At 60.9% G+C, this 20,628-nt stretch carries 18 protein-coding genes; 8 read left to right on the forward strand and 10 right to left on the reverse strand.

All coding sequences use genetic code 11. The features are described from left to right. Positions 1–28: 28 nt before the first annotated feature. The gene (gene lolD, locus D3879_RS10785; RefSeq protein WP_177412429.1) at positions 29–712 is read right to left on the reverse strand and encodes a lipoprotein-releasing ABC transporter ATP-binding protein LolD; all 684 of its coding nucleotides are present in this window, start codon (positions 710–712) and stop codon (positions 29–31) included. A gap of 7 nt (positions 713–719) precedes the next feature. Continuing rightward, positions 720–1,970 (reverse strand): lipoprotein-releasing ABC transporter permease subunit, encoded by a 1,251-nt coding sequence (locus D3879_RS10790; RefSeq protein WP_119954240.1) that lies wholly within the window; start codon positions 1,968–1,970, stop codon positions 720–722. Positions 1,971–2,068: 98 nt separating this feature from the next. On the opposite strand from D3879_RS10790, the gene D3879_RS10795 reads away from it, so the two are divergent. Genes D3879_RS10795 through D3879_RS10805 form a run of 3 tightly spaced genes read left to right on the forward strand, consistent with a single transcriptional unit; the run spans position 2,069 to position 3,708 of the window. Further along, positions 2,069–2,641 (forward strand): PilZ domain-containing protein, encoded by a 573-nt coding sequence (locus D3879_RS10795; RefSeq protein WP_119954241.1) that lies wholly within the window; start codon positions 2,069–2,071, stop codon positions 2,639–2,641. Between the two features lie 21 nt (positions 2,642–2,662). Next, positions 2,663–2,986, forward strand: a complete 324-nt coding sequence (locus D3879_RS10800) for a phosphodiesterase (protein WP_119954242.1) — start codon at positions 2,663–2,665, stop codon at positions 2,984–2,986. Continuing rightward, positions 2,983–3,708: a glycerophosphodiester phosphodiesterase gene (locus D3879_RS10805; protein ID WP_119954243.1), complete on the forward strand. Its 726-nt coding sequence runs from the start codon at positions 2,983–2,985 to the stop codon at positions 3,706–3,708. Before D3879_RS10800 ends, D3879_RS10805 begins: the two co-directional genes overlap by 4 nt. A 53-nt stretch (positions 3,709–3,761) precedes the next feature. Here the strand turns inward: D3879_RS10805 and sthA are convergent, their stop codons facing one another. The 3 genes from sthA to D3879_RS10820 form a co-directional block, all read right to left on the reverse strand. Continuing rightward, complete coding sequence (sthA, locus tag D3879_RS10810; RefSeq protein ID WP_119954244.1) at positions 3,762–5,156, reverse strand: Si-specific NAD(P)(+) transhydrogenase; 1,395 nt, start codon at positions 5,154–5,156, stop codon at positions 3,762–3,764. A gap of 270 nt (positions 5,157–5,426) precedes the next feature. Next, positions 5,427–6,413: an FAD:protein FMN transferase gene (locus D3879_RS10815; RefSeq protein ID WP_119954946.1), complete on the reverse strand. Its 987-nt coding sequence runs from the start codon at positions 6,411–6,413 to the stop codon at positions 5,427–5,429. A gap of 242 nt (positions 6,414–6,655) precedes the next feature. After that, positions 6,656–8,122 carry a glyceraldehyde-3-phosphate dehydrogenase gene (locus tag D3879_RS10820; protein WP_119954245.1) on the reverse strand — a complete coding sequence of 489 codons (1,467 nt, stop codon included), beginning with the start codon at positions 8,120–8,122 and terminating at the stop codon, positions 6,656–6,658. A gap of 139 nt (positions 8,123–8,261) precedes the next feature. Here D3879_RS10820 and mfd point away from each other — a divergent pair, with 139 nt between their 5' ends. The 3 genes from mfd (at position 8,262) to D3879_RS10835 (ending at position 15,626) form a co-directional block, all read left to right on the forward strand. Beyond that, positions 8,262–11,708 carry a transcription-repair coupling factor gene (gene mfd, locus D3879_RS10825; RefSeq protein ID WP_119954246.1) on the forward strand — a complete coding sequence of 1,149 codons (3,447 nt, stop codon included), beginning with the start codon at positions 8,262–8,264 and terminating at the stop codon, positions 11,706–11,708. Positions 11,709–11,770: 62 nt separating this feature from the next. Next, on the forward strand, positions 11,771–12,295 hold the full coding sequence (locus tag D3879_RS10830) for a CsiV family protein (protein WP_119954247.1): 525 nt from the start codon (positions 11,771–11,773) through the stop codon (positions 12,293–12,295). Positions 12,296–12,305: 10 nt separating this feature from the next. After that, positions 12,306–15,626 carry a DEAD/DEAH box helicase gene (locus D3879_RS10835; protein WP_119954248.1) on the forward strand — a complete coding sequence of 1,107 codons (3,321 nt, stop codon included), beginning with the start codon at positions 12,306–12,308 and terminating at the stop codon, positions 15,624–15,626. Between the two features lie 92 nt (positions 15,627–15,718). Here D3879_RS10835 and D3879_RS10840 read toward each other — a convergent pair whose 3' ends face one another. Genes D3879_RS10840 through D3879_RS10855 form a run of 4 tightly spaced genes read right to left on the reverse strand, consistent with a single transcriptional unit; the run spans position 15,719 to position 18,782 of the window. Then, entirely contained in the window at positions 15,719–16,456 is a 738-nt protein-coding gene (locus D3879_RS10840) for an S-methyl-5'-thioinosine phosphorylase (protein ID WP_119954249.1), read from the reverse strand. Positions 16,457–16,467: 11 nt separating this feature from the next. After that, the gene (gene nagZ, locus D3879_RS10845; protein WP_177412430.1) at positions 16,468–17,466 is read right to left on the reverse strand and encodes a beta-N-acetylhexosaminidase; all 999 of its coding nucleotides are present in this window, start codon (positions 17,464–17,466) and stop codon (positions 16,468–16,470) included. 33 nt (positions 17,467–17,499) lie between these two features. Beyond that, positions 17,500–18,027, reverse strand: coding sequence for a L,D-transpeptidase (locus tag D3879_RS10850; protein ID WP_119954251.1), 528 nt, complete (start codon positions 18,025–18,027; stop codon positions 17,500–17,502). Positions 18,028–18,074: 47 nt separating this feature from the next. After that, a complete protein-coding gene (locus D3879_RS10855) occupies positions 18,075–18,782 on the reverse strand; it encodes a TetR/AcrR family transcriptional regulator (RefSeq protein WP_119954252.1) in 708 nt (235 codons plus the stop codon). Positions 18,783–19,046: 264 nt separating this feature from the next. Here D3879_RS10855 and lexA point away from each other — a divergent pair, with 264 nt between their 5' ends. Both lexA and sulA read left to right on the forward strand, forming a co-directional pair. Continuing rightward, positions 19,047–19,658, forward strand: a complete 612-nt coding sequence (gene lexA / locus D3879_RS10860) for a transcriptional repressor LexA (protein WP_119954253.1) — start codon at positions 19,047–19,049, stop codon at positions 19,656–19,658. 10 nt (positions 19,659–19,668) lie between these two features. Further along, positions 19,669–20,142, forward strand: coding sequence for an SOS-induced cell division inhibitor SulA (gene sulA, locus D3879_RS10865; protein ID WP_119954254.1), 474 nt, complete (start codon positions 19,669–19,671; stop codon positions 20,140–20,142). A gap of 176 nt (positions 20,143–20,318) precedes the next feature. Here sulA and D3879_RS10870 read toward each other — a convergent pair whose 3' ends face one another. Continuing rightward, positions 20,319–20,552, reverse strand: a complete 234-nt coding sequence (locus D3879_RS10870; RefSeq protein WP_119954255.1) for a hypothetical protein — start codon at positions 20,550–20,552, stop codon at positions 20,319–20,321. Between the last annotated feature and the right edge of the window lie 76 nt (positions 20,553–20,628).

Below are 20,628 nucleotides of genomic sequence, written 5' to 3' on the forward strand. Positions count from 1 at the left end.
CACCGTGAAAAGTGGAAGAAACTCGCCGTCAAGCGGCGACCAGCCGGCCGTCTTCCAAGCGCAGCACGCGATCCATCTGCCGCGCGAGATCCATATCGTGAGTCACCACCAAAAATGCCGTTTTCGATGCAGTGCTCAGCTCGCGCATCAAATCCTGGATACCTTGCGCCGTATGGTGATCGAGGTTACCGGTCGGCTCATCGAGCAACACCAGGCCAGGCTGGTTGACCAGGGCACGAGCGATGGCCACCCGCTGGCGTTCGCCACCGGACAATTCTGCTGGTTTGTGCGCCAGACGATGGCCCAAGCCAACCCTCTCAAGCAACGCCGTCGCCCGCTGACGCGCTTCGAGAATCGCGACGCGACCGATCAACAACGGCATGCAGACGTTTTCCAGCGCGGTGAATTCCGGTAGCAAGTGGTGGAATTGGTAGACGAACCCAAGCGCGCGATTACGCAGCAGCCCACGGGCCTTCTCATTCAAGGCCGAGAGCTCTTCACCGGCCAACCAGACGCTGCCGCTGCTGGGCGTATCCAAACCACCGAGCATGTTCAGCAGCGTGCTCTTACCTGAGCCCGAACTGCCGACAATCGCCACCCGCTCGCCCGGATGCAGCTCCAGCTCAAGACTGGAGAGCACCACCACCGACTGCGGGCCCTCCTCGTAGTTCTTGCCCAGGTTGCGACAACTCAGAACGGCCCGATGCTGCATAGCTAAATCACTCATAACGTAGCGCCTCCGCGGGCTGGGTGCGTGCCGCACGCCAGGCCGGATAAAGAGTGGCGAGGAAGCTCAGCAGCAACGCGGCGGCACAGACCAGCAGCACGTCTTCGCTCATCAGCTTCGAAGGTAGATAGTCGATGAAGTACACATCGGCATTGAGGAATTTGATGCCCAGCAGGCGCTCTAGCGCAGCGATCCAGCTGCTCACGTTAAGCGCGGAGAAAATGCCGAGCACAGCGCCGATCAAGGTGCCGACGACACCGATCACCGTACCTTGCACCATGAAAATCAGCATGATCTGCCGCGGAGTGGCGCCCAAAGTGCGCAAAATGGCGATGTCTCCCTTTTTGTCGGTGACCACCATGACCAGCGTGGAGATGATGTTGAATGCCGCCACCGCAACGATCAGCAGCAACAGCAAACCGATCATGGCCTTCTCCATCCGGATCGCCTGATACAGGTTGCCGTGGGTGCGGGTCCAATCCCGCGCGTAGTAATCCTTGTCGCCCAGTTGCCCGGCAATCTCCCAGGCCGTACGCGGCGCCTGGAACAGATCGGCGAACTTGAGACGCAGCCCCTGCACCTGATCGGCCTTCCAGCGATGCAGCCGGGCAATGTCATTCAGGTTGGTCAGCGCCAGATAACCATCGATCTCACCAGCCCCCACGTGGAAAATACCGACCACCGTGAAGCGTTTCAGCCGCGGAAACATACCGGCCGGCGTTACCGTGACCTCTGGTGCCACGAAGGTAATTTTGTCGCCAACAACCACACCCAGCTTGGCGGCCGCCTTATCGCCGATAACGATGCCGAAGGCTCCAGCCTTGAGGTCATCGAGACTGCCCTGCAGGAAGAATTTGTCGATGATCGACACTTTACGTTCTTCCTGCGGATCAACCGCATTGATCAGCACCTTCTGCACCTTGCCATCGTGGGTCAGCAGACCCTGCATCTGGGTGAATGGTGCGACCGCCAGCACTTGCGGATGTTTCAGCACCTTGGCGGCCATGCGGCGCCAGTCGCCTATCGGCTCAGCCGACTCGACAGTAGCGTGCGGCACCATGCCGAGCACCCGCGTACGCATCTCGTAATCGAAGCCATTCATCACCGACAACACCACGATCATCACCAGCACGCCCAAGGCGAGACCGATCATCGAAGTAAGAGAGATGAACGAAACGAAATGGTTGCGGCGTTTTGCGCGCGTATAACGTGCGCCGATAAATACGGACAGCGGTCTGAACATAGAAGGAGTTGATTCGCTGGCGAAAGAAGAGACGTCCTTGTGGCGAGGCTTGGCGAGCGGCCTTACACTCAGACCACCACTGCTGCCATGGGTTCGCCATGACGTCACAAGATGAAGATGATCGCCGCGAATACTATCGTATCGAGGACACGATCGCACTGGAATTCAGCCAACTGTCCGGCTCCGACGCGCTCGCCAGCGAGGTGCTGCATGACGCCTCGCCACTGTTCAATCTACTCAGCGATCTACATCTCACCGATTTCGAATCGCAGCATCTGCTGCGGCATATCAGCGAACGCGATCGCACCCTGGCCAACTACCTGAAGGTCATCAACAAGCGCATCGACCTGCTCGGCCAGGCCCTTGCGCAGAGCCTGCTACGCGACATCGGCACACCCAAGCAGGTGACCCTCTCCGAAGGCGGCATCAGTTTTGACACCCCACAGGCGGTTGCCGTCGGCACCCATCTGGCAATCAAGATGGTGCTCATGCCGCAAGCCCTGGGGCTACTGCTACGCGCACAGGTGCTTCACTGCCAGCAACGCGAGAACGGCCTCTACGAAATTGGCACGGCGTTCGAAGCGTTGACCGACGCACAGCGCCAGCTGCTCGCTCGACATATTCTGCAGAAGCAGGCGCTGGAACGCCGCCAGGCCCGCGAAAACCCCTAACCACCCGCCAAAGAGATGTCGATGTCGCGCTTTCTTCTGCTATTGGTCCTGCTGCTGCCGCTCCCCGGCTTCGCTGAAACCCTTGAGATCCCCCTTGGCCAGCAAGGAGCGACGAATATCGCCCTACCCACTCGCGGTCAATCGCAGCATGCGGTGCTTGAGCGCTTCGGCCTGCCCGATGAGGAACATCCTGCCGTCGGCAAACCACCCATCAACCGCTGGGACTATCGCGAGTTCAGCATCTACTTTGAAAGTGGCCGGGTGATCGATAGCGTGCGCCACCACCAGTCGCGCCATTTAAATGAGCCCAAAGTGCAGGAACAGCCAATTAAGGAGCAACCGTGACCCAGATCTACGGCCACCGCGGCGCCAAGGGCGAAGCACCCGAAAACACCCTGACCAGTTTCCAGAAATGCCTGGCGCACGGCGTCCGCCGTTGCGAGCTGGATCTGCACCTGTCGCGCGACAGCGAGTTGATGGTAATTCACGACCCGACCTTGAAGCGTACTACTGGTCACCGCGGCAAGGTGGTGGAGCACGAGGCCGCCGAACTGGTTACCTACGACGCGCGCAAAGGCGGCCCAGGCTGGGTGCAGCCCTGCCCGATCCCACGACTGGCGGAACTGTTCGAGAAGTGCGACTTCGAGCACTGGCAGCTGGAGGTGAAAAGCGCCTCACGGGTTCGCGCGGCACACACCGTGCTCGCGATTCAGGAGTTAACGCGGCGTTTTGGTCTGGTCGACAAGGTCACCGTCACCTCCAGCTCGCGGGAAGTGTTGCGCGCACTGACACGCCTGACCCCTGAGCTATCCCGCGGCTTGGTCGCGGAATACGCCTGGCTCGACCCGCTCAAGATCGCGCAGAACTACGACTGTAAATTGCTGGCACTGAACTGGACGCTATGCACCCCGGAACGCCTGCTGAAAGCCCAAAAGCAGGGGCTGCATGTGTCGGTGTGGACGGTCAACGAACCGGCGCTGATGCGCCGGCTCGCCGACTTCGGCGTGGACAGCCTGATTACAGACTTTCCCGGTTTGGCCAGCGCCACCCTCGGGAATCGCTGCTGACCCCTAAATAGAAGTCATCCCCCCGACCGGCTCAGGCCACCGGTCGGAGCCGCTCAAAAAAGCCGGTTGAGACCGTCGAACGCTGCCACCCGATAGGCTTCGGCCATGGTCGGGTAGTTGAAGGTGGTGTTGACGAAGTACTTGATGCTATTCGCCTCGCCCTTCTGGTTCATGATCGCCTGGCCGATATGGACGATCTCCGAAGCTTGATAACCGAAGCAGTGCACGCCGAGCACTTCCAGGGTTTCGCGGTGAAACAGCAGCTTCAACATGCCCACTGGCTCGCCGGCAATCTGTGCACGCGCCATGCCTTTGAAGAACGCCTTGCCCACCTCGTAAGGAATCTTCGCCTGAGTCAGCTCATGCTCGGTCTTGCCGATCGAGCTGATCTCCGGAATCGTGTAGATACCCGTCGGCACGTCGTCGACAAAACGCCAGCTACCGTCCTCGATAATGCTCCCGGCGGCCGAGCGGCCCTGGTCGAAAGCCGCACTGGCCAAGCTCGGCCAGCCGATCACGTCACCCGCAGCATAGATATTGGAGACACTGGTGCGATAGTGCCCATCGACCTCGATCTGGCCACGGGTATTGACCTTGATGCCTATGTTTTCCAAGCCCAACTTGTCAGTGTTGCCGGTACGCCCGTTACACCAGAGCAGTGCGTCGGCCTTGATCTTCTTGCCCGATTTCAGATGCAGCACCACACCGTTATCCACGCCCTCGATACGCTCGTAATCCTCGTTGTGGCGGATCAGCACATTGTTGTTGCGCAGGTGGTAACTGAGCGCATCGGAGATTTCGTCATCGAGGAAGCTCAGCAGCTGCTCACGGTTGTCGATCAGGTCGACCAGAACACCCAGACCGCTGAAGATCGAAGCGTACTCACAACCGATCACCCCGGCGCCGTAGATGATCAGCCGGCGTGGTGTGTGGCTGAGGTTAAGAATGGTGTCGCTGTCATAGACCCGCGGGTGGCCAAAATCGATGTCGGCCGGGCGATACGGGCGCGAGCCGGTAGCCACCACGATTTGCGTGGCGACCAGTTTCTCCACCACGCCGTTCGGGCACACCACTTCAACGGTCTGCTCATCGGCAAAACTGCCGGTACCGAAGAACACGTCGATGCGATTGCGCGCGTAGAAACCGGTGCGCGAGGTGACCTGCTTGGCGATCACCCGTTCGGCACTCTTCAGCACGTCGGGGAAGGAGAACCAACGCGGCTCACCAATCTGCCGGAACAGCGGGTTGGTGTTGTACTGCATAATCTGCCGCACCGAGTGACGCAGCGCCTTGGACGGAATGGTGCCGAGGTGCGTGCAGTTGCCGCCGACTTCGCGACGACTGTCCACCACCGCCACTTTTTTCCCGGCTTTGGCGGCGTTCATCGCCGCCCCCTCGCCCGCCGGCCCCGAACCCAGCACCACTACGTCGTAGTTGTAGACCGCCATGTTTACTCCTCTGGAACAGACCAGGACGCTCGCTTGCGCCCCTGGCAAGGCCGCGACAACCTGTGCCACGGCTGATCGAATCGCTAATGCAGCTTAACCGCGCCGCTTGGCGCAGCACATTAGCGCTTGGTCGCGCGGTAGGCGAGCTTTGCCGCCACTACATCGCGCTCGCAACGCACTTTTTCAGACTTATACGGGCCAGCCGCGCAGATCGAACAAAGGTTCTCGCACCCGGCTGACGATTTCGCCAAAGGCCCGACAATCGGCGCATTATTCCTCCGCCGCAAATAACCGCTCGAAGGCTGGCGTGCCGTGTGTGACGAAGCCCTCGCCTTCGCGGGTCACGAAAAAGGCGGCAATACCGGCACGCTCGGCGAAAGCCATACCACGCTCCGGACCCAGCACCATCAGTAAAGTCGACAGCCCATCTGCTTGCAGGGCCGACGGATCGGCCACGGTGACCGCCGCCAGTCTGTGCGTGACCGGCGCACCGGTGTGCGGGTCGAGGGTGTGGGAATAGCGCTTGCCGTTCTCCTCGAAGTAGTTGCGGTAGTCGCCTGAGGTGGAAATGCCGTAGCCATCCAGCTGCAACACCCTCTGCGCAACCTGCCGATCGTCTCGCGGCGCTTCAATCGCCACGCGCCAGGGCGAACCATCGGCTTTCCTGCCCCGCGCTTTCAGCTCGCCTGTGACTTCAACCAAGTAACTGCCGATGCCCAGTTCGCCCAGCCGACGCGCAATCCGATCCACCGTATAACCGGCGGCAATGCTATTGAGATCCAGCTGGACTGCCAGGTCTTTACACAACTGCTGACCGTCAATCCGTAAATGCTGATGCCCAACCAGCTTGCGCACCTGCGCCACTTGCTCAGCGCTCGGCACCCGCACGCTGCGTGACTGCGGGCCAAAGCCCCACAGGTCGAGCAAGGGTTCTACCGTCAAGTCGAAAGCCCCAGCGCTTGCCTGCGACAGGCTTTCACCGACTCGCACGAGCTCTAGCACCGGCGCAGGCATCGCCTGACAACTGTTGGCAGGCAAGCCATTGAAGCGCTCGATATCAGAGTTACCGCGGTAGGTAGACATCTGCCGATCGACTTCAGCCAGGATCGCCTCGACCTCAGCCTTGACTCTATCCGGCGCTGGCGCGCTTTGCGCACTCACGTACTTCACCGAATAGCTGCTGCCCATTGTCGGACCACTAACCTCTTCGATCCGCTCGGATAAACCGCACCCCACTAGCAGGACTGCCAGCACCATGGCTAGCAAGGACTGGAATAGCGTGGACGCCACCCTAACCTCCAAAACCGATAAGCATCATGATCGTCACCCAGCACCTAAACGCAAAGAAGCACACTCATCGCCACGAGGCTCGCCCCGAACTCAGCAGCGTAGCGTTCATTGTCCCATCCGCAGACCTATGAGCAGCGAGCCTGACCAAATCCTGAAATGCAGAACGGGAGCCAAAGCTCCCGTTCTGTTGTTTACCTGACCTCGAGCGCTTAGTGCGGGAAGGCTGGCGGGTTGACCCCGGCCATGTCTTCCATCACGCGCACGACCTGGCAGCTGTAACCGAACTCGTTGTCGTACCACACGTACAACACAACGCGATTGTCATTGCAGATAGTCGCTTCAGCATCGACCACACCGGCGTGACGCGAGCCAACGAAGTCAGAGGAAACCACTTCCTGCGAATTAACGAAGTCGATCTGCTTGTGCAGATCCGAGTGCAACGCCATGTAGCGCAGGTACTCGTTCATTTCTTCGCGGGTGGTCGCCTTCTCCAGGTTCAGGTTGAGAATGGCCATCGACACGTTCGGCGTCGGCACGCGAATCGCGTTACCGGTGAGCTTGCCCGCCAGTTCCGGCAGCGCCTTGGCCGCCGCTGTGGCTGCGCCGGTCTCGGTGATCACCATGTTCAGCGGAGCACTACGGCCGCGACGATCGCCCTTGTGGAAGTTGTCGATCAGGTTCTGGTCATTGGTGTACGAGTGAACGGTTTCGACGTGCCCATTAACGATGCCGAACTTGTCATTCACCGCTTTCAGCACCGGCACGATGGCGTTGGTGGTGCAGGAAGCCGCGGAAATGATCTTGTCGTCCGCAGTGATCTCGCCATGGTTGATGCCATGCACGATGTTCTTCAGCTTGCCTTTGCCTGGCGCAGTCAGCACCACGCGGCCAATACCCGGGCAGGCCAGGTGTTGACCCAGACCCTCGGCATCGCGCCAGACACCGGTGTTATCGACCAGCAGGGCGTTCTCGATGCCGTACTGGGTGTAATCCACTTCTTTCGGGTCTTTGGCGTAAATAACCTGAATCAGGTTGCCGTTGGCCGTAAGGGTGTTGTTTTCTTCATCGACGGTGATGGTGCCATCGAACGGACCATGCACCGAGTCACGCCGCAGCAGGCTGGCGCGCTTGACCAAGTCGTTGGGCGCGCCCTTACGGACGACGATGGCACGCAGGCGCAGGCCGTCGCCACCACCGGTTTTCTCGATCAGGATGCGCGCCAGCAGGCGGCCGATCCGACCAAAACCGTACAACACCACATCGGTGCCTTTGCGCGGGGTACCATTTTGCTTGCCAACTACATCGGCCAACTCGTCACGGACGAACTGCTCGATGCTGCGGCCATTGGCCTCGGCTTTGTACTTGACGACCATCTTGCCCAGGTCGATGGAAGCGGCGCCCAGCCTGAGCCCGCTCATCTCTTTGAGAATGGTGAAAGTCTCATGCACGGACAATTCGCTTTCGTCAGCTTGGCGGTGCCGAGCAAAACGGTGCGCTTTGAGGATCGCAATCACCGAACGGTTGATCAGGCTGCGGCCATAGATCGAACTCACCACATGGTTATTGCGGTAGAGCTGACCGATCAGCGGAATCATCGCCTCGGCGAGCGCTTCACGATCAATCCATTCACCAAGACACTGGTCAGGCTTCTGAGTCACGGGCAGTACCTTCGACATATGTAGGGGCTGAAAAAAGGGGCTACATTATGACGGCCCCCGCAACCGGGGGCAATCTGCAGCGGACGAAACACTGACAGCAGATCGCTCTGATAGTTACAATCCGCCGGTCAATCCTCGACCGGAGCCACGACCACTCGTGTCCGTATTGCATCTACCCACTCTACCTGCCGCTTCGGGCAAACAACACTGGGGCAACTTGCCCGGCGCCGCGCTCAGCTTAGCTATTGCTGAGGCCGCCAGCGCGGCCAAGCGCTTCACCCTGCTGCTGACCGCCGACAGCCAGAGCGCCGAACGCCTGGAGCAGGAGTTGCGCTTCTTCGCGCCCGAGTTGCCGGTACTGCACTTCCCGGACTGGGAAACTCTGCCTTACGACTTGTTCTCGCCGCACCAGGACATCATTTCGCAGCGCATCGCCAGCCTGTACCGCCTGCCGGAGCTGACCCACGGCATATTAGTAGTGCCGATCACCACCGCCCTGCACCGCCTGGCGCCGACGCGCTTTCTGCTCGGCAGCAGCCTGGTGCTGGATGTTGGCCAGAAACTCGATGTCGAGCAGATGCGCACCCGCCTGGAGGCCACCGGCTATCGCTGTGTGGACACAGTCTATGAGCATGGCGAGTTTGCCGTGCGCGGCGCGCTGATCGACCTGTTCCCGATGGGCAATCCGCTGCCGTATCGCATCGACCTGTTCGATGATGAGATCGAAACGCTGCGTACTTTTGATCCAGAAACTCAGCGCTCGATAGACAAGGTCGACTCCATTCGTCTGCTGCCAGCACGCGAGTTCCCACTTAACAAAGAAGCCGTAACTGGCTTTCGCGCACGTTTCCGCGAACGCTTCGACGTCGATTTCCGCCGTTGCACTATCTATCAGGATCTCAACAGCGGTATCACCCCAGCGGGCATCGAGTACTACCTGCCACTGTTCTTCGAAGAAAGCGCCACCCTCTTCGACTACTTGCCGACGGACACCCAGGTGTTCTCCCTGCCGGGTATCGAGCAAGCCAGCGAACACTTCTGGAACGACGTCCGTAATCGCTACGAAGAGCGCCGCGTTGACCCCGAGCGCCCGCTGCTGCCACCCGCTGAACTGTTCCTGCCGGTCGAAGACTGCTTCGCTCGCCTGAAGAACTGGCCACGCGTGGTCGTCAGCCAACAGGATGTCGACGCCGGCGTCGGCCGCGAGCGCTTCCCCGCCCGCGACCTGCCGGAGCTGGCGATCCAGGCCAAAGCCAACCAGCCATTGGCGGCGCTGGAGCGCTTCCTCGACGAATTCCCCGGCCGTGTGCTGTTCACCGCCGAGTCCGCCGGGCGCCGTGAAGTCTTGCTGGAGCTACTGGCGCGCCTGCACTTACGGCCACAGGCGGTCGACGGCTGGCTGGACTTCATCAGCAGCTCCGAACGCTTGGCGATCACCATCGCCCCGCTGGATGACGGCCTGCTGCTCGATCAACCCGCCGTAGCGCTGATCGCCGAAAGTCCACTATTCGGCCAACGCGTGATGCAACGCCGACGCCGCGAAAAACGCAGCGATAACGGCGACGCGGTGATCAAGAACCTCACCGAGCTGCGCGAAGGTGCGCCGGTGGTGCATATCGACCATGGCGTCGGCCGCTACCTCGGCCTGGCCACCCTGGAAGTCGACAACCAGACCGCTGAATTCCTCATGCTGGCCTACGCCGACGAGGCCAAGCTGTATGTGCCAGTGGCCAGCCTGCACCTGATCGCCCGCTACACCGGCAGCGATGACGCCCTGGCGCCCTTGCACCGCCTCGGTTCGGAAACCTGGCAGAAGGCCAAGCGCAAGGCCGCCGAACAAGTTCGCGATGTGGCTGCCGAGCTGCTGGATATCTATGCCCGCCGCGCCGCCCGAGAAGGCTATGCCTTCAAAGACCCGCTGGCCGACTACGCCACCTTCAGCGCCGGCTTCCCCTTCGAGGAAACTCCGGACCAGCAGACCACCATCGACGCGGTGATGGCGGACATGCTGGCGGCAAAACCGATGGATCGCCTGGTCTGCGGCGATGTCGGATTCGGCAAGACCGAAGTGGCCATGCGTGCCGCCTTTATTGCCGTGCACAGCGGCAAGCAGGTGGCGATCCTGGTGCCGACCACTCTGCTCGCTCAGCAGCACTACAATAGTTTCCTTGACCGCTTCGCCGACTGGCCGGTAACGGTCGAGGTGATGAGCCGCTTCAAGTCGAACAAGGAAGTCGATGCGGCGGTACAGCAACTGGCCGAAGGCAAGATCGACATCGTCATCGGCACCCACAAGCTGCTGCAGGACGATGTGAAGATCAAAAACCTCGGCCTGGTCATCATCGACGAAGAACACCGTTTCGGCGTACGCCAAAAGGAGCAGCTCAAAGCCCTGCGCAGCGAAGTCGACATCCTCACCCTGACCGCCACGCCGATTCCGCGCACGCTGAACATGGCCGTATCGGGCATGCGCGACCTGTCGATCATCGCCACCCCGCCCGCGCGGCGGCTGTCGGTGCGCACCTTCGTCATGGAACAGCAGAAGCCGGTGATCAAGGAAGCCCTGCTGCGTGAGCTGCTGCGCGGCGGCCAGGTCTACTACCTGCACAACGATGTGAAAACCATAGAGAAGTGCGCCGCCGACCTCGCCGAGCTGGTGCCCGAGGCTCGCATCGGTATCGGCCATGGGCAGATGCACGAGCGCGATCTGGAACGGGTGATGAGCGACTTCTACCACAAGCGCTTCAACGTGCTGATCGCCTCGACCATCATCGAGACCGGTATCGACGTGCCAAGCGCCAACACCATCATCATCGAGCGCGCCGACAAGTTCGGCCTGGCGCAGCTGCACCAGCTACGTGGCCGGGTTGGCCGCAGCCACCACCAGGCCTACGCCTACCTGCTGACGCCACCGCGCAAGCAGATGACCGCGGATGCGGAAAAACGCCTGGAAGCCATCACCAATACCCAGGATCTCGGCGCCGGCTTCGTGCTGGCGACCAACGATCTGGAAATCCGCGGTGCCGGCGAACTGCTCGGCGACGGCCAGAGCGGACAGATTCAAGCGGTCGGCTTCACCCTGTATATGGAAATGCTCGAACGTGCGGTGAAAGCCATTCGCAAAGGCGAGCAACCCAATCTGGATCAACCGCTCGGCGGCGGGCCGGAAATCAACCTGCGCGTGCCGGCGCTGATTCCCGACGCCTATCTGCCCGATGTGCATACCCGCCTGATCCTCTACAAACGCATCGCCTCGGCTGCCGACGAGGACAGTTTGAAGGAGCTGCAAGTCGAGATGATCGACCGTTTCGGCCTGCTGCCGGAGCCGACCAAGAACCTGGTGCGCCTGACCCTGCTGAAGTTGCAGGCCGAGCAGCTCGGAATCAAAAAACTCGATGCCGGCCCGCAGGGTGGACGCATAGAATTTGCCGCCGACACCAAGGTCGATCCATTGGTACTGATCAAACTGATCCAGGGCCAGCCGAAGCGTTACAAGTTCGAAGGCGCCACGCAGTTTAAATTCCAGGTGCCGATGGAGCGCCCGGAAGAGCGATTCAATACACTGGAGGCTCTCTTCGAGCGCCTGACCCCGCAATCCACCTAGAAGCTGCTGCGCCCGCTCACGGCACTTCTAGGCGAACCGCCATACATAAAAAGGACTAATTCATGCGTGCCTTCCGTTGCCTCGCCCTGTTGCTGACCCTCCTCGCCCCGGCGGCTTTCGCCGATAGCCTGTATCAGGTCGAAGTAATCCTTTTCCGCCAGGCTGGCGAGCCGATTCCGGCCAGCCAGACCGCTCCGGACAACTGGGCCGACGGCGCCCAAGCACTAGCCGCGGATAGCGAGCGCGGCACGGCATTGAACGCCGAGGCGGCCAAGCTCACCCCCGCCAACGGCTATCAGGTATTACTGCATCAGGCCTGGCAGCAGAGCGTCGGCGAAGCCCCGACGAAAATCGCCCTGTCGAGCGGCAAGCAGCAGTTCGGCCACTTCCCGGTGGAGGGCACGCTAAGCCTGAAACAAGAGCGCTTTGTCGACCTGGAAAGCGATTTCTGGATCAATCAATTCGACGCCGACGGCCTGCTCACCGGCAGCGAACGCCTGAAACAGGCCAACCGTCTGAAGAACGGCGAGCTGACATTCCTCGACCACGGTAGTCTCGGCCTGCTGATCAAAGTATCCCCCCTGTAAGGTTTGGCCGGTGCTCTCTACCCTCGAACAGCTAAGGCGCCAAGCCTGGACCGGCGAGTTCGACCGCGGCGCGCTGAGCCGTGGCCAGGAGTATGCGCGAGAGAACCGGGTGAGCATTCACTCCTACACGGACAACCTGATCCAGGCCAGCTGTCGCGGCTCGGGCGCTCAGCTTTACGAGCAGCAGATACTCCTCGGTACCCCGGGCGCGCCTTTGATCGGCCGCTGCAGCTGCCCGGTCGGCTACAACTGCAAGCACTGCGTCGCAGTGTTGCTGCATCTGCAGCAACAGTTGCCGAGCGCTACACCGCCCGCGCCCACCACGCTCAGGCTGTCCAACTCACTGCTGAGCTGGCTGCAACAGCTGCCCAAGGCCGACTGCCCTGACGCCAACAGCTACCCGCAGGGCGAACTGTCACGCCTGTATTACCAGCTGGTTCCCGACCTGCTGATCGAGCTGTACAAGGTGCGCCTGCGCAAGGATGGCAGCCTGGCAGAGGCCAAGCCGTATTTCTCGTTACGCGAGGCGATCGCCCGCGAACCACGCTTCCTGCTGCCGCTGGATCTGCGCATCGCCCGCCTGGCCTACAGCAGCAGGGACAACAGCTACCGCCATGACAACCGACTCGACCTGAAAGGCGCCAGCGGCGGTGAAATCCTCGCCCTGCTGCTGGAAACTGGCCGGCTGTTCCTCGATATTGAAAACGACCAGCCCCTGCGCAGCGGCGAACCGCGCCAGGCACACTTCACCTGGCAAAGCATGGGGAACGGCGACTATCGCCCCGCCTGGCAAGTCGATGGGGGAACCAACCTGGAGGTGCTCACGGCGGTCGAGCCGCTGCACTATCTGGATATCGAAACCGGCCAGATCGGCCCGCTGCAGCATGACCTGCCAGCGCGTCTGGCCAGCCATCTAAGCCAGGCACCGAGCGTCAGCGCCACTGAGGCCGAACTGTTCAGCCTGTCGCTGCGCGAACTGGCGCCCAAGGTGCCGCCCCCCTGCGCGCCGGTAGAGCAGCGAATCGACGACCTGCCGCCGACGCCGCACCTGAGCCTCGGCAGCCATCTGCTCACCCGCTATCAGTCGAGCACCGGGCGCATGGGCAGCGAACACCAGCATCGTGCCGGCCTGAGCTTTCTCTACGCAGACACCCGCGTTCACGGCAAGAAAGTTGCCGCTGGCGAGCGGATCCGCAGCGTAGGCCGCGCGGAAATCCTCAGCATCGCCCGCCAGCCCAAGACGGAACGCGCGCTGCGCCAGCAGCTGGAACAGCTCGGCTTGCGCCCCGCCCTGCGGCAAAGCCAGGCCCTGCCCAAAGACTCGGCGGAAATGTTCGACCTGGCCAGTGAAGAAGACTGGCTCGACTTCGTCCAACAGGGGCTGCCGGAACTGCGCAAGCAGGGTTGGCAAATCGACATCAGGCCCGGTTTTCTCTTCGACCTGACGCCGGTGGACGCCTGGTATGCCGAGCTGGACGAAGCACCGGAACGCGAATGGTTCGACCTCGCCCTGGGCATAGTGGTCGATGGCCAGCGCATCAGCCTGCTTCCGGTGTTGCTGAAACTGATTCGGCAAAATCCGCAACTGCTCAGCGCGACTAACTTGGCACTGCGGACCGACGATGAGTTGCTACGCCTGAAGCTCGACAGCATACGCCGGGAAGACGGCCGAGCACTGCAGGTAGTGCTGCCCTTTGGCCGCCTCAAGCCGATCCTCGCCACCCTCGGCGAGCTGTACCTGCGCGACCAGGAGCCAAGCACGGCATTGCGCCTGAGCCGGGCCGACGCCGCCCGCTTGAGCGAACTGGAGGGGCTGGCGCTGGAATGGCAAGGCGGCGAACGCCTGCGTGAATTCGCCCGCCGCCTGCGCGACTGCCAGAGCGTGCCGGCGCTCGCCCCGCCCGGCCTGCAGGCCGAACTGCGCCCCTATCAGCTCGAGGGTCTCGGCTGGATGCAGACCCTGCGCGAGCTGGAAGCCGGCGGCGTGCTGGGCGATGACATGGGTCTGGGCAAGACCCTGCAGACCCTGGCCCACCTGCTCACGGAAAAACACGCCGGGCGCCTCGACCGCCCGGCCCTGGCGGTGATGCCGACCAGCCTGATCCCCAACTGGCAGGACGAAGCCGCGCGCTTCGCCCCCGAGCTGCGCGTCCTTGCCCTGCACGGCCCGGGGCGACAGAAGGACTTCGCCAAACTGGCCGACTTCGACCTGCTGCTGACCACCTATGCTCTGCTGCCTCGCGACCTCGAACAGCTGAAAGCGCAGCCCCTGCACCTGCTGATCCTCGACGAAGCGCAATACATCAAGAACCCCGCCAGCAAAGCCGCCCAGGCCGCGCGCCAGCTCGACGCCCGGCAACGCCTGTGCCTTTCCGGTACGCCCCTGGAAAACCACCTGGGCGAACTCTGGTCGCTGTTCCACTTCCTAATGCCCGGCTGGCTCGGCGACAGTAAACGCTTCACCCGCGACTACCGCACGCCTATCGAAAAGCACGGCGACAGTGCCCGCCTGGCCCACCTCAATGCACGGATCAAACCCTTCCTGCTGCGGCGCAAGAAGGACCAGGTGGCCAAGGAGCTGCCCGCCAAGAGCGAAATCGTGCACTGGGTCGAACTCAGCGAAGCGCAACGCGACCTCTACGAAACCGTGCGCCTTGCGATGGACCGGAAGGTCCGCGAGGAAATCGACCGCAAGGGCCTGGCGCGCAGCCAGATCGTCATTCTCGAAGCCCTACTGAAATTGCGCCAGGTCTGCTGCGACCTGCGCCTGGTGACAAGCGCCGTCAACTCGCATAAGCCCCGCGGTGGCAACTCCGGCAAGCTCGACAGCCTGCTGGAAATGCTCGAGGAGCTGCTCGCCGAGGGCCGCCGCGTACTGCTGTTCTCGCAGTTCACCTCGATGCTGGCGCTGATCGAAACGGAACTTACGCGGCGCGGCATTCCCTACGCCCAGCTCACCGGGAAGACCACGGACCGCCGCACCCCCGTACAGCAGTTCCAGAGCGGCGCGGTGCCGCTGTTCCTGATCAGCCTGAAAGCCGGCGGCACCGGTCTCAACCTGACCGCCGCCGACACCGTGATCCACTACGACCCCTGGTGGAACCCGGCCGCGGAAAACCAGGCCACCGACCGCGCCTACCGCATCGGCCAGGACAAGCCGGTGTTCGTCTACAAGCTGATCGCCCGTGGCACCGTCGAGGAAAAAATCCAGCAACTGCAACAGAAAAAAGCCGCCCTCGCCGCCGGCGTACTGGACAGCGACGGCCAAGGTGACTGGCAACTGCAGCAAAGCGACATCGACGCGCTCTTCGCACCGCTGCCGGTGAGATAGCTGCAAGCTAGCCTGATCACGACGGTGGGGTGGGTTACGCCGCTGCGCGGCTAACCCACCCTACGAACCTTTCGCTCGAGGCTTGAAGCTTCTTATTCCGCCAACACCCTGGCCAATACCGCCTTGACCTTGTCGATGCCTTCGGCCAGTGCCTGTTCGATCTCGGCCATGGTGATGATCCCAGTCGACTTGCCGGCCGCCGGATTCACCACGAGCGCCAAGCAGGCGTAAGGCAGCTCAAGCTCACGCGCCAAGACGGCCTCCGGCATACCGGTCATACCGACGATATCGCAACCATCACGCTCCAGCCGGGCAATCTCGGCCACCGTCTCCAGACGCGGGCCCTGGGTGCAGGCATACACGCCTTCTCCGCTGAACGCGCAGCCGCCCGTCGCCAGTGCTGCCGTCAACTGCTCGCGCAGCGCGGCATCATAGGGATAGCTGAAATCCACGTGAGTCACGTGCTCCAGCTCACCCTCGAAGAAGGTGTGCTCACGCCCCGAGGTGTAATCGATGATCTGGTGTGGCACACAGAAGTGCCCAGTGCCCATGGCCGGGTGAATACCACCGACGGCATTCACCGCCACAATCGCCTGTGCTCCCGCATGTTTGAGCGCCCACAGGTTGGCCCGGTAATTCACCTGATGCGGCGCAATTCGATGCGGGTGACCGTGGCGAGCGAGGAACAGCACTTCACGCCCGGCGTAGTTGCCACGCAGCACGGGCGCAGAAGGCGCGCCATAAGGCGTATCCAGATTAAGCACCGCACTGATAGTCAGGCCGTCCAACTCAGTAAGGCCGGTACCACCAATAATGGCGTAGACAGTCATGCTCGTTATCCTTAGTCAATCAACTGGGCGGCTTGCAAGGCACCCACGGCCTGGAGCCAGCGCGGGCTCTGACGATATTCGGTGGTTGGGAAGGCCTTGCCGCGCATCCGCGCCAGGCGTGCTGACGGTTGCACCTTCAGCCGCTGCAAAGCGCTCAAAGCCAACTCTGCGGCAGCGCGATCATTGCACACCAGGCCCATGTCGCAGCCAGCGCCAAGTGCAGCCTCAATCCGGTTCGCCGCATCCCCCACCACATGGGCACCAGCCATGGACAGGTCATCACTGAAGATCACCCCATCGAACTGCAACTCACCCCGCAGAATCTCCTGCAGCCAACGACGGGAGAAACCGGCCGGCTGTTCGTCCACCTGCGGGTAGATGACATGGGCCGGCATCACCGCAGCCAACTGCTGGCTTAACGCCGCGAAAGGCCGTAGATCACCGGCGCGAATCTGTTCCAGACTGCGCTCGTCAATCGGAATAGCTACGTGAGAGTCCGCCTCAGCCCAGCCGTGACCAGGGAAATGCTTGCCCGTTGCCGCCATGCCGGCTGCGTTCATGCCGCGAATGAAGGCGCCGGCCAGCAGCGTCGCTCGCTGCGGGTCGCCCTCGAAGGAGCGACTACCGACCACCGCGCTGCGCTGATAATCCAGATCGAGCACTGGCGCAAAGCTCAGATCCAGCCCCACTGCCAACACTTCGGTAGCCATCAGCCAGCCGCACTGCTCGGCCAGCCACTCGGCATTAGCGTTATCGGCAATTGCCCGCATCGCCGGCAACCGCACGAAACCTTGGCGCAGGCGCTGTACTCGCCCACCTTCTTGATCCACTGCCAATAGCAGATCCGGACGCACGGCACGAATCGCCGCAGACAGCTCCCGCACCTGCCGCGGATGCTCGATATTGCGCGCGAACAAGATCAGACCGCCCACTTCCGGCTGGCGCAGTATTTGGCGGTCTTCGGCGGTCAGCCAAGTGCCGCTGATATCCAGCATCAATGAGCCTTGCAGGCCAGAGGTCATAGCAAAATCCTTATAGAGGCCCTAGAGCCTAAGTTCGGCCGCCGCCCACGCCGGGCACGGCGCTTCATCTATGTGTACAGCGCAGTGGACGGGCACGCGGGGAAAGAGTTCCAGCACATCGAGATTGCGCAGGCGAATGCAGCCGTGGGAGAGCGGCACACCCATAGGTTCAGTGTCCGGGGTGCCATGCAGATAAACATAGCGGCGGAAGGTATCCACAGCACCGAGACGATTGCGTCCCGGCTCGCAGCCGCTTAGCCAGAGAATGCGTGTGAGAATCCAATCGCGCTTGGGAAACTGCTCGCTCAGCGCCTCAGACCAGACCTCGCCCGTCCAACGCCGCCCACGCAGCACTGCGCCCACAGGTAGCCCTTCACCAATCTTTGCGCGCACCTGGTGCAGGCCACGCGGCGTGCAGCCGGAGCCATTTTGCTCACCCGGCCCATTCAGCGCAGTGGAAACCACCAGACGCAACACCAGCTGCCCATTGGCAAAGCCGTACAGGCATTGGTCGGCGAGAGAAATGTGTAGAAGATCGAGGGCTTGCATAGGTGGCTAGCTTAGCCGATCAGATCGGCTGCGCCCACCGCTCGACGTCAAACCTTGGCGGTGGCGACCGTGGTTTTGCTGCGCGGACGAAGCTGCGCGCTGGCCAGGGCTTCATCGGTCACCCCGGTTTCAGAACGCATACCCGCAGCAAGGAAAGGCACCATCAGGCGCATGACCTGTTCAATGGAGGTACTGACACCAAATTCTGTCTCGGCAATAGCGCGTAGCGCCTTGATCCCGGACATGCTGAACGCAGCAGCACCCAGCATGAAGTGCACTCGCCAGAACAGCTCGATGGGTGGAATCCGTGGCGCGGCCTCATGCACCAACTGCATATAGCGGCGAAAAACCTTTCCGTACGTATCTTCCAGGTAACGCCGCAGGTGACCCTGGCTCTGACTGAATGCCAGCCCTAGCAGGCGCATGAAAATTGACAGATCGTTGCCACTACGCGGCTTCACCGCCAAGGCTTGTTCGACCAAGATCTCCAGCAAATCTTCCAGGCTGGCTTTGTGATCGGCTTTAGCCTGACGGCGATCCAACTCCCGCTCGAGACTGACACAGAAAGGCCCGAGGAAGCGCGAGAACACCGCCTGGATTAGCGCTTTCTTCGATCCGAAATGATAGTTCACCGCAGCCAGGTTGACTCCAGCCTTGCTGGTGATCAAACGCAACGACGTCTCAGCGAAACCTTTCTCCGCAAACAACTGTTCAGCGGCATCAAGGATGCGTTCGACGGTTTCTGACTGGGCCATTGATTATCACCTAACAAACACTTGTTTGAAACATACGTTTCAAGCAGCGATCTTGTCAAGCCGCGCAAGCCGCCTTTCGGCTGACCAGTCACAGACATTTATAACAGAAAGACTTATTGCAAGACGCCCGCCAGTCGTCTGAGGTAACAGTCCTTACCCGCCAGCAATCAAAAGAAAATTTTCAACGCTGCACAAAGGAGGATTGCCAAGCTTCTTTCACTGTATATAATCACAGTCACTGTATAAAAAGACAGAGCCTAGAAAATGCTAAAACTGACGCCACGCCAAGCTGAGATTCTCGCCTTTATCAAGCGCTGTCTTGAAGACAACGGGTACCCGCCAACCCGTGCGGAGATTGCCTTGGAGCTTGGTTTCAAATCACCCAACGCAGCCGAAGAACACCTTAAAGCGCTTGCCCGCAAAGGCGCCATTGAAATGACCCCTGGCGCCTCACGCGGCATTCGAATTCCCGGCTTTGAGCCGAGCAACAGCGAAGAAGACGGCCTACCCATCATCGGTCGCGTCGCTGCTGGCGCACCGATTCTCGCACAACAACATATCGAAGAGTCCTGCCGGATCAACCCGGCATTCTTCCATCCGCGTGCTGACTACTTATTGCGTGTACGCGGCATGAGCATGAAAGACGTTGGCATCTTCGATGGCGACCTGCTCGCCGTGCACACCACCCGAGAAGCACGCAACGGCCAAATCGTTGTGGCACGCCTTGGTGACGAAGTGACAGTAAAACGCTTTAAGCGCGAAGGCGACAAGGTCTGGTTGATTGCCGAGAACCCTGAGTTCGCGCCCATCGAAGTAGACCTGGAAGCACAGGATCTGGTGATCGAAGGTTTGAGTGTCGGCGTTATTCGTCGTTAGAGGAGACTTTATGCAGTTCCCACAATCGCTGAACCGTACACAGCTTCCACTGTTCGAAGCCTTTCTGGCTCAACCGGTGACACCGCTGCTAAACGAAGCTGGGGAATCGGCTTGGTTTGACGAGCCGGAAACCTTTAGCGAATTGTCGCTGCGCGGCGCTGCTGGGAATTGCCTACATCTGCTCGCGCCCATCCTGCGCGAACTGAGCCAGGAACAAGATGCCCGCTGGCTGACGCTGATCGCCCCGCCAGCAACCTTGACCCAAGCCTGGTTACGCGACGCAGGGCTAAACCGCGAACGCATTCTGCTCCTCCAGCCGCGTGGCGAGCAGAGCGCCTTAGACCTTGCTTGCGAAGCTCTGCGTCTAGGCCGCAGCCATACAGTCGTGAGCTGGCTGCACCCTCTGCATCGTCCGGTGCGTGAGCAACTTGCCGACGCCGCTCGCCAGGGCAAAGCGCAAAGTCTGAATATCAGTCTGGGTTAAAGGATCCCTGATCGATTTCAGCACCTGTTCGGCACATGGATGTGCCACTCGCAACACAAAGACATTTGCCTTGCTTCAAGAAATGCTGAGACAGGATAGATCTGGCTTGCTGCACAGAAAGAGAAATTCTGAAGGAACCACTCAATTAACTATTGGTTGGAAAGTGGTGCACACATCTAGTGCAGCACTCGCGGCCCATCTTCTCGCTCAAAATCACCCTCAGCCAATCGACCCGCCATTTGCACGCCAACATTCAACATGGCTTTAGCGACTTCAACATGGTGACCTTGCAGAAAGGCCTTGGCATCGGCAGAAAAATCTAGAACCACCAACGCCTCCTCATCCTCTGCACGACGCAGGGCAATACGCCCGTCGGGCAACTCGACAATTTCAAGAAAGGATGTAGGCATAAAATCTAATCTCCACGAAAGGCCGTTAGTGTACCAGTCAGCTTGGCCTCCCCCCTAGCCCACCTATCCACCCAAC

Origin of the sequence: Pseudomonas cavernicola (assembly GCF_003596405.1) — a bacterium.
GTDB lineage: Bacteria > Pseudomonadota > Gammaproteobacteria > Pseudomonadales > Pseudomonadaceae > Aquipseudomonas > Aquipseudomonas cavernicola.

Coding starts and splice junctions, on each gene's coding strand:
- lolD (WP_177412429.1), bottom strand. CDS start 712: ATGCAGCATCGGGCCGTTCTGAGTTGTCGCAACCTGGGCAAGAACTAC.
- D3879_RS10790 (WP_119954240.1), bottom strand. CDS start 1,970: ATGTTCAGACCGCTGTCCGTATTTATCGGCGCACGTTATACGCGCGCA.
- D3879_RS10795 (WP_119954241.1), top strand. CDS start 2,069: ATGACGTCACAAGATGAAGATGATCGCCGCGAATACTATCGTATCGAG.
- D3879_RS10800 (WP_119954242.1), top strand. CDS start 2,663: ATGTCGCGCTTTCTTCTGCTATTGGTCCTGCTGCTGCCGCTCCCCGGC.
- sthA (WP_119954244.1), bottom strand. CDS start 5,156: ATGGCGGTCTACAACTACGACGTAGTGGTGCTGGGTTCGGGGCCGGCG.
- D3879_RS10815 (WP_119954946.1), bottom strand. CDS start 6,413: ATGGTGCTGGCAGTCCTGCTAGTGGGGTGCGGTTTATCCGAGCGGATC.
- D3879_RS10820 (WP_119954245.1), bottom strand. CDS start 8,122: ATGTCGAAGGTACTGCCCGTGACTCAGAAGCCTGACCAGTGTCTTGGT.
- D3879_RS10830 (WP_119954247.1), top strand. CDS start 11,771: ATGCGTGCCTTCCGTTGCCTCGCCCTGTTGCTGACCCTCCTCGCCCCG.
- D3879_RS10840 (WP_119954249.1), bottom strand. CDS start 16,456: ATGACTGTCTACGCCATTATTGGTGGTACCGGCCTTACTGAGTTGGAC.
- D3879_RS10850 (WP_119954251.1), bottom strand. CDS start 18,027: ATGCAAGCCCTCGATCTTCTACACATTTCTCTCGCCGACCAATGCCTG.
- D3879_RS10855 (WP_119954252.1), bottom strand. CDS start 18,782: ATGGCCCAGTCAGAAACCGTCGAACGCATCCTTGATGCCGCTGAACAG.
- lexA (WP_119954253.1), top strand. CDS start 19,047: ATGCTAAAACTGACGCCACGCCAAGCTGAGATTCTCGCCTTTATCAAG.
- sulA (WP_119954254.1), top strand. CDS start 19,669: ATGCAGTTCCCACAATCGCTGAACCGTACACAGCTTCCACTGTTCGAA.
- D3879_RS10870 (WP_119954255.1), bottom strand. CDS start 20,552: ATGCCTACATCCTTTCTTGAAATTGTCGAGTTGCCCGACGGGCGTATT.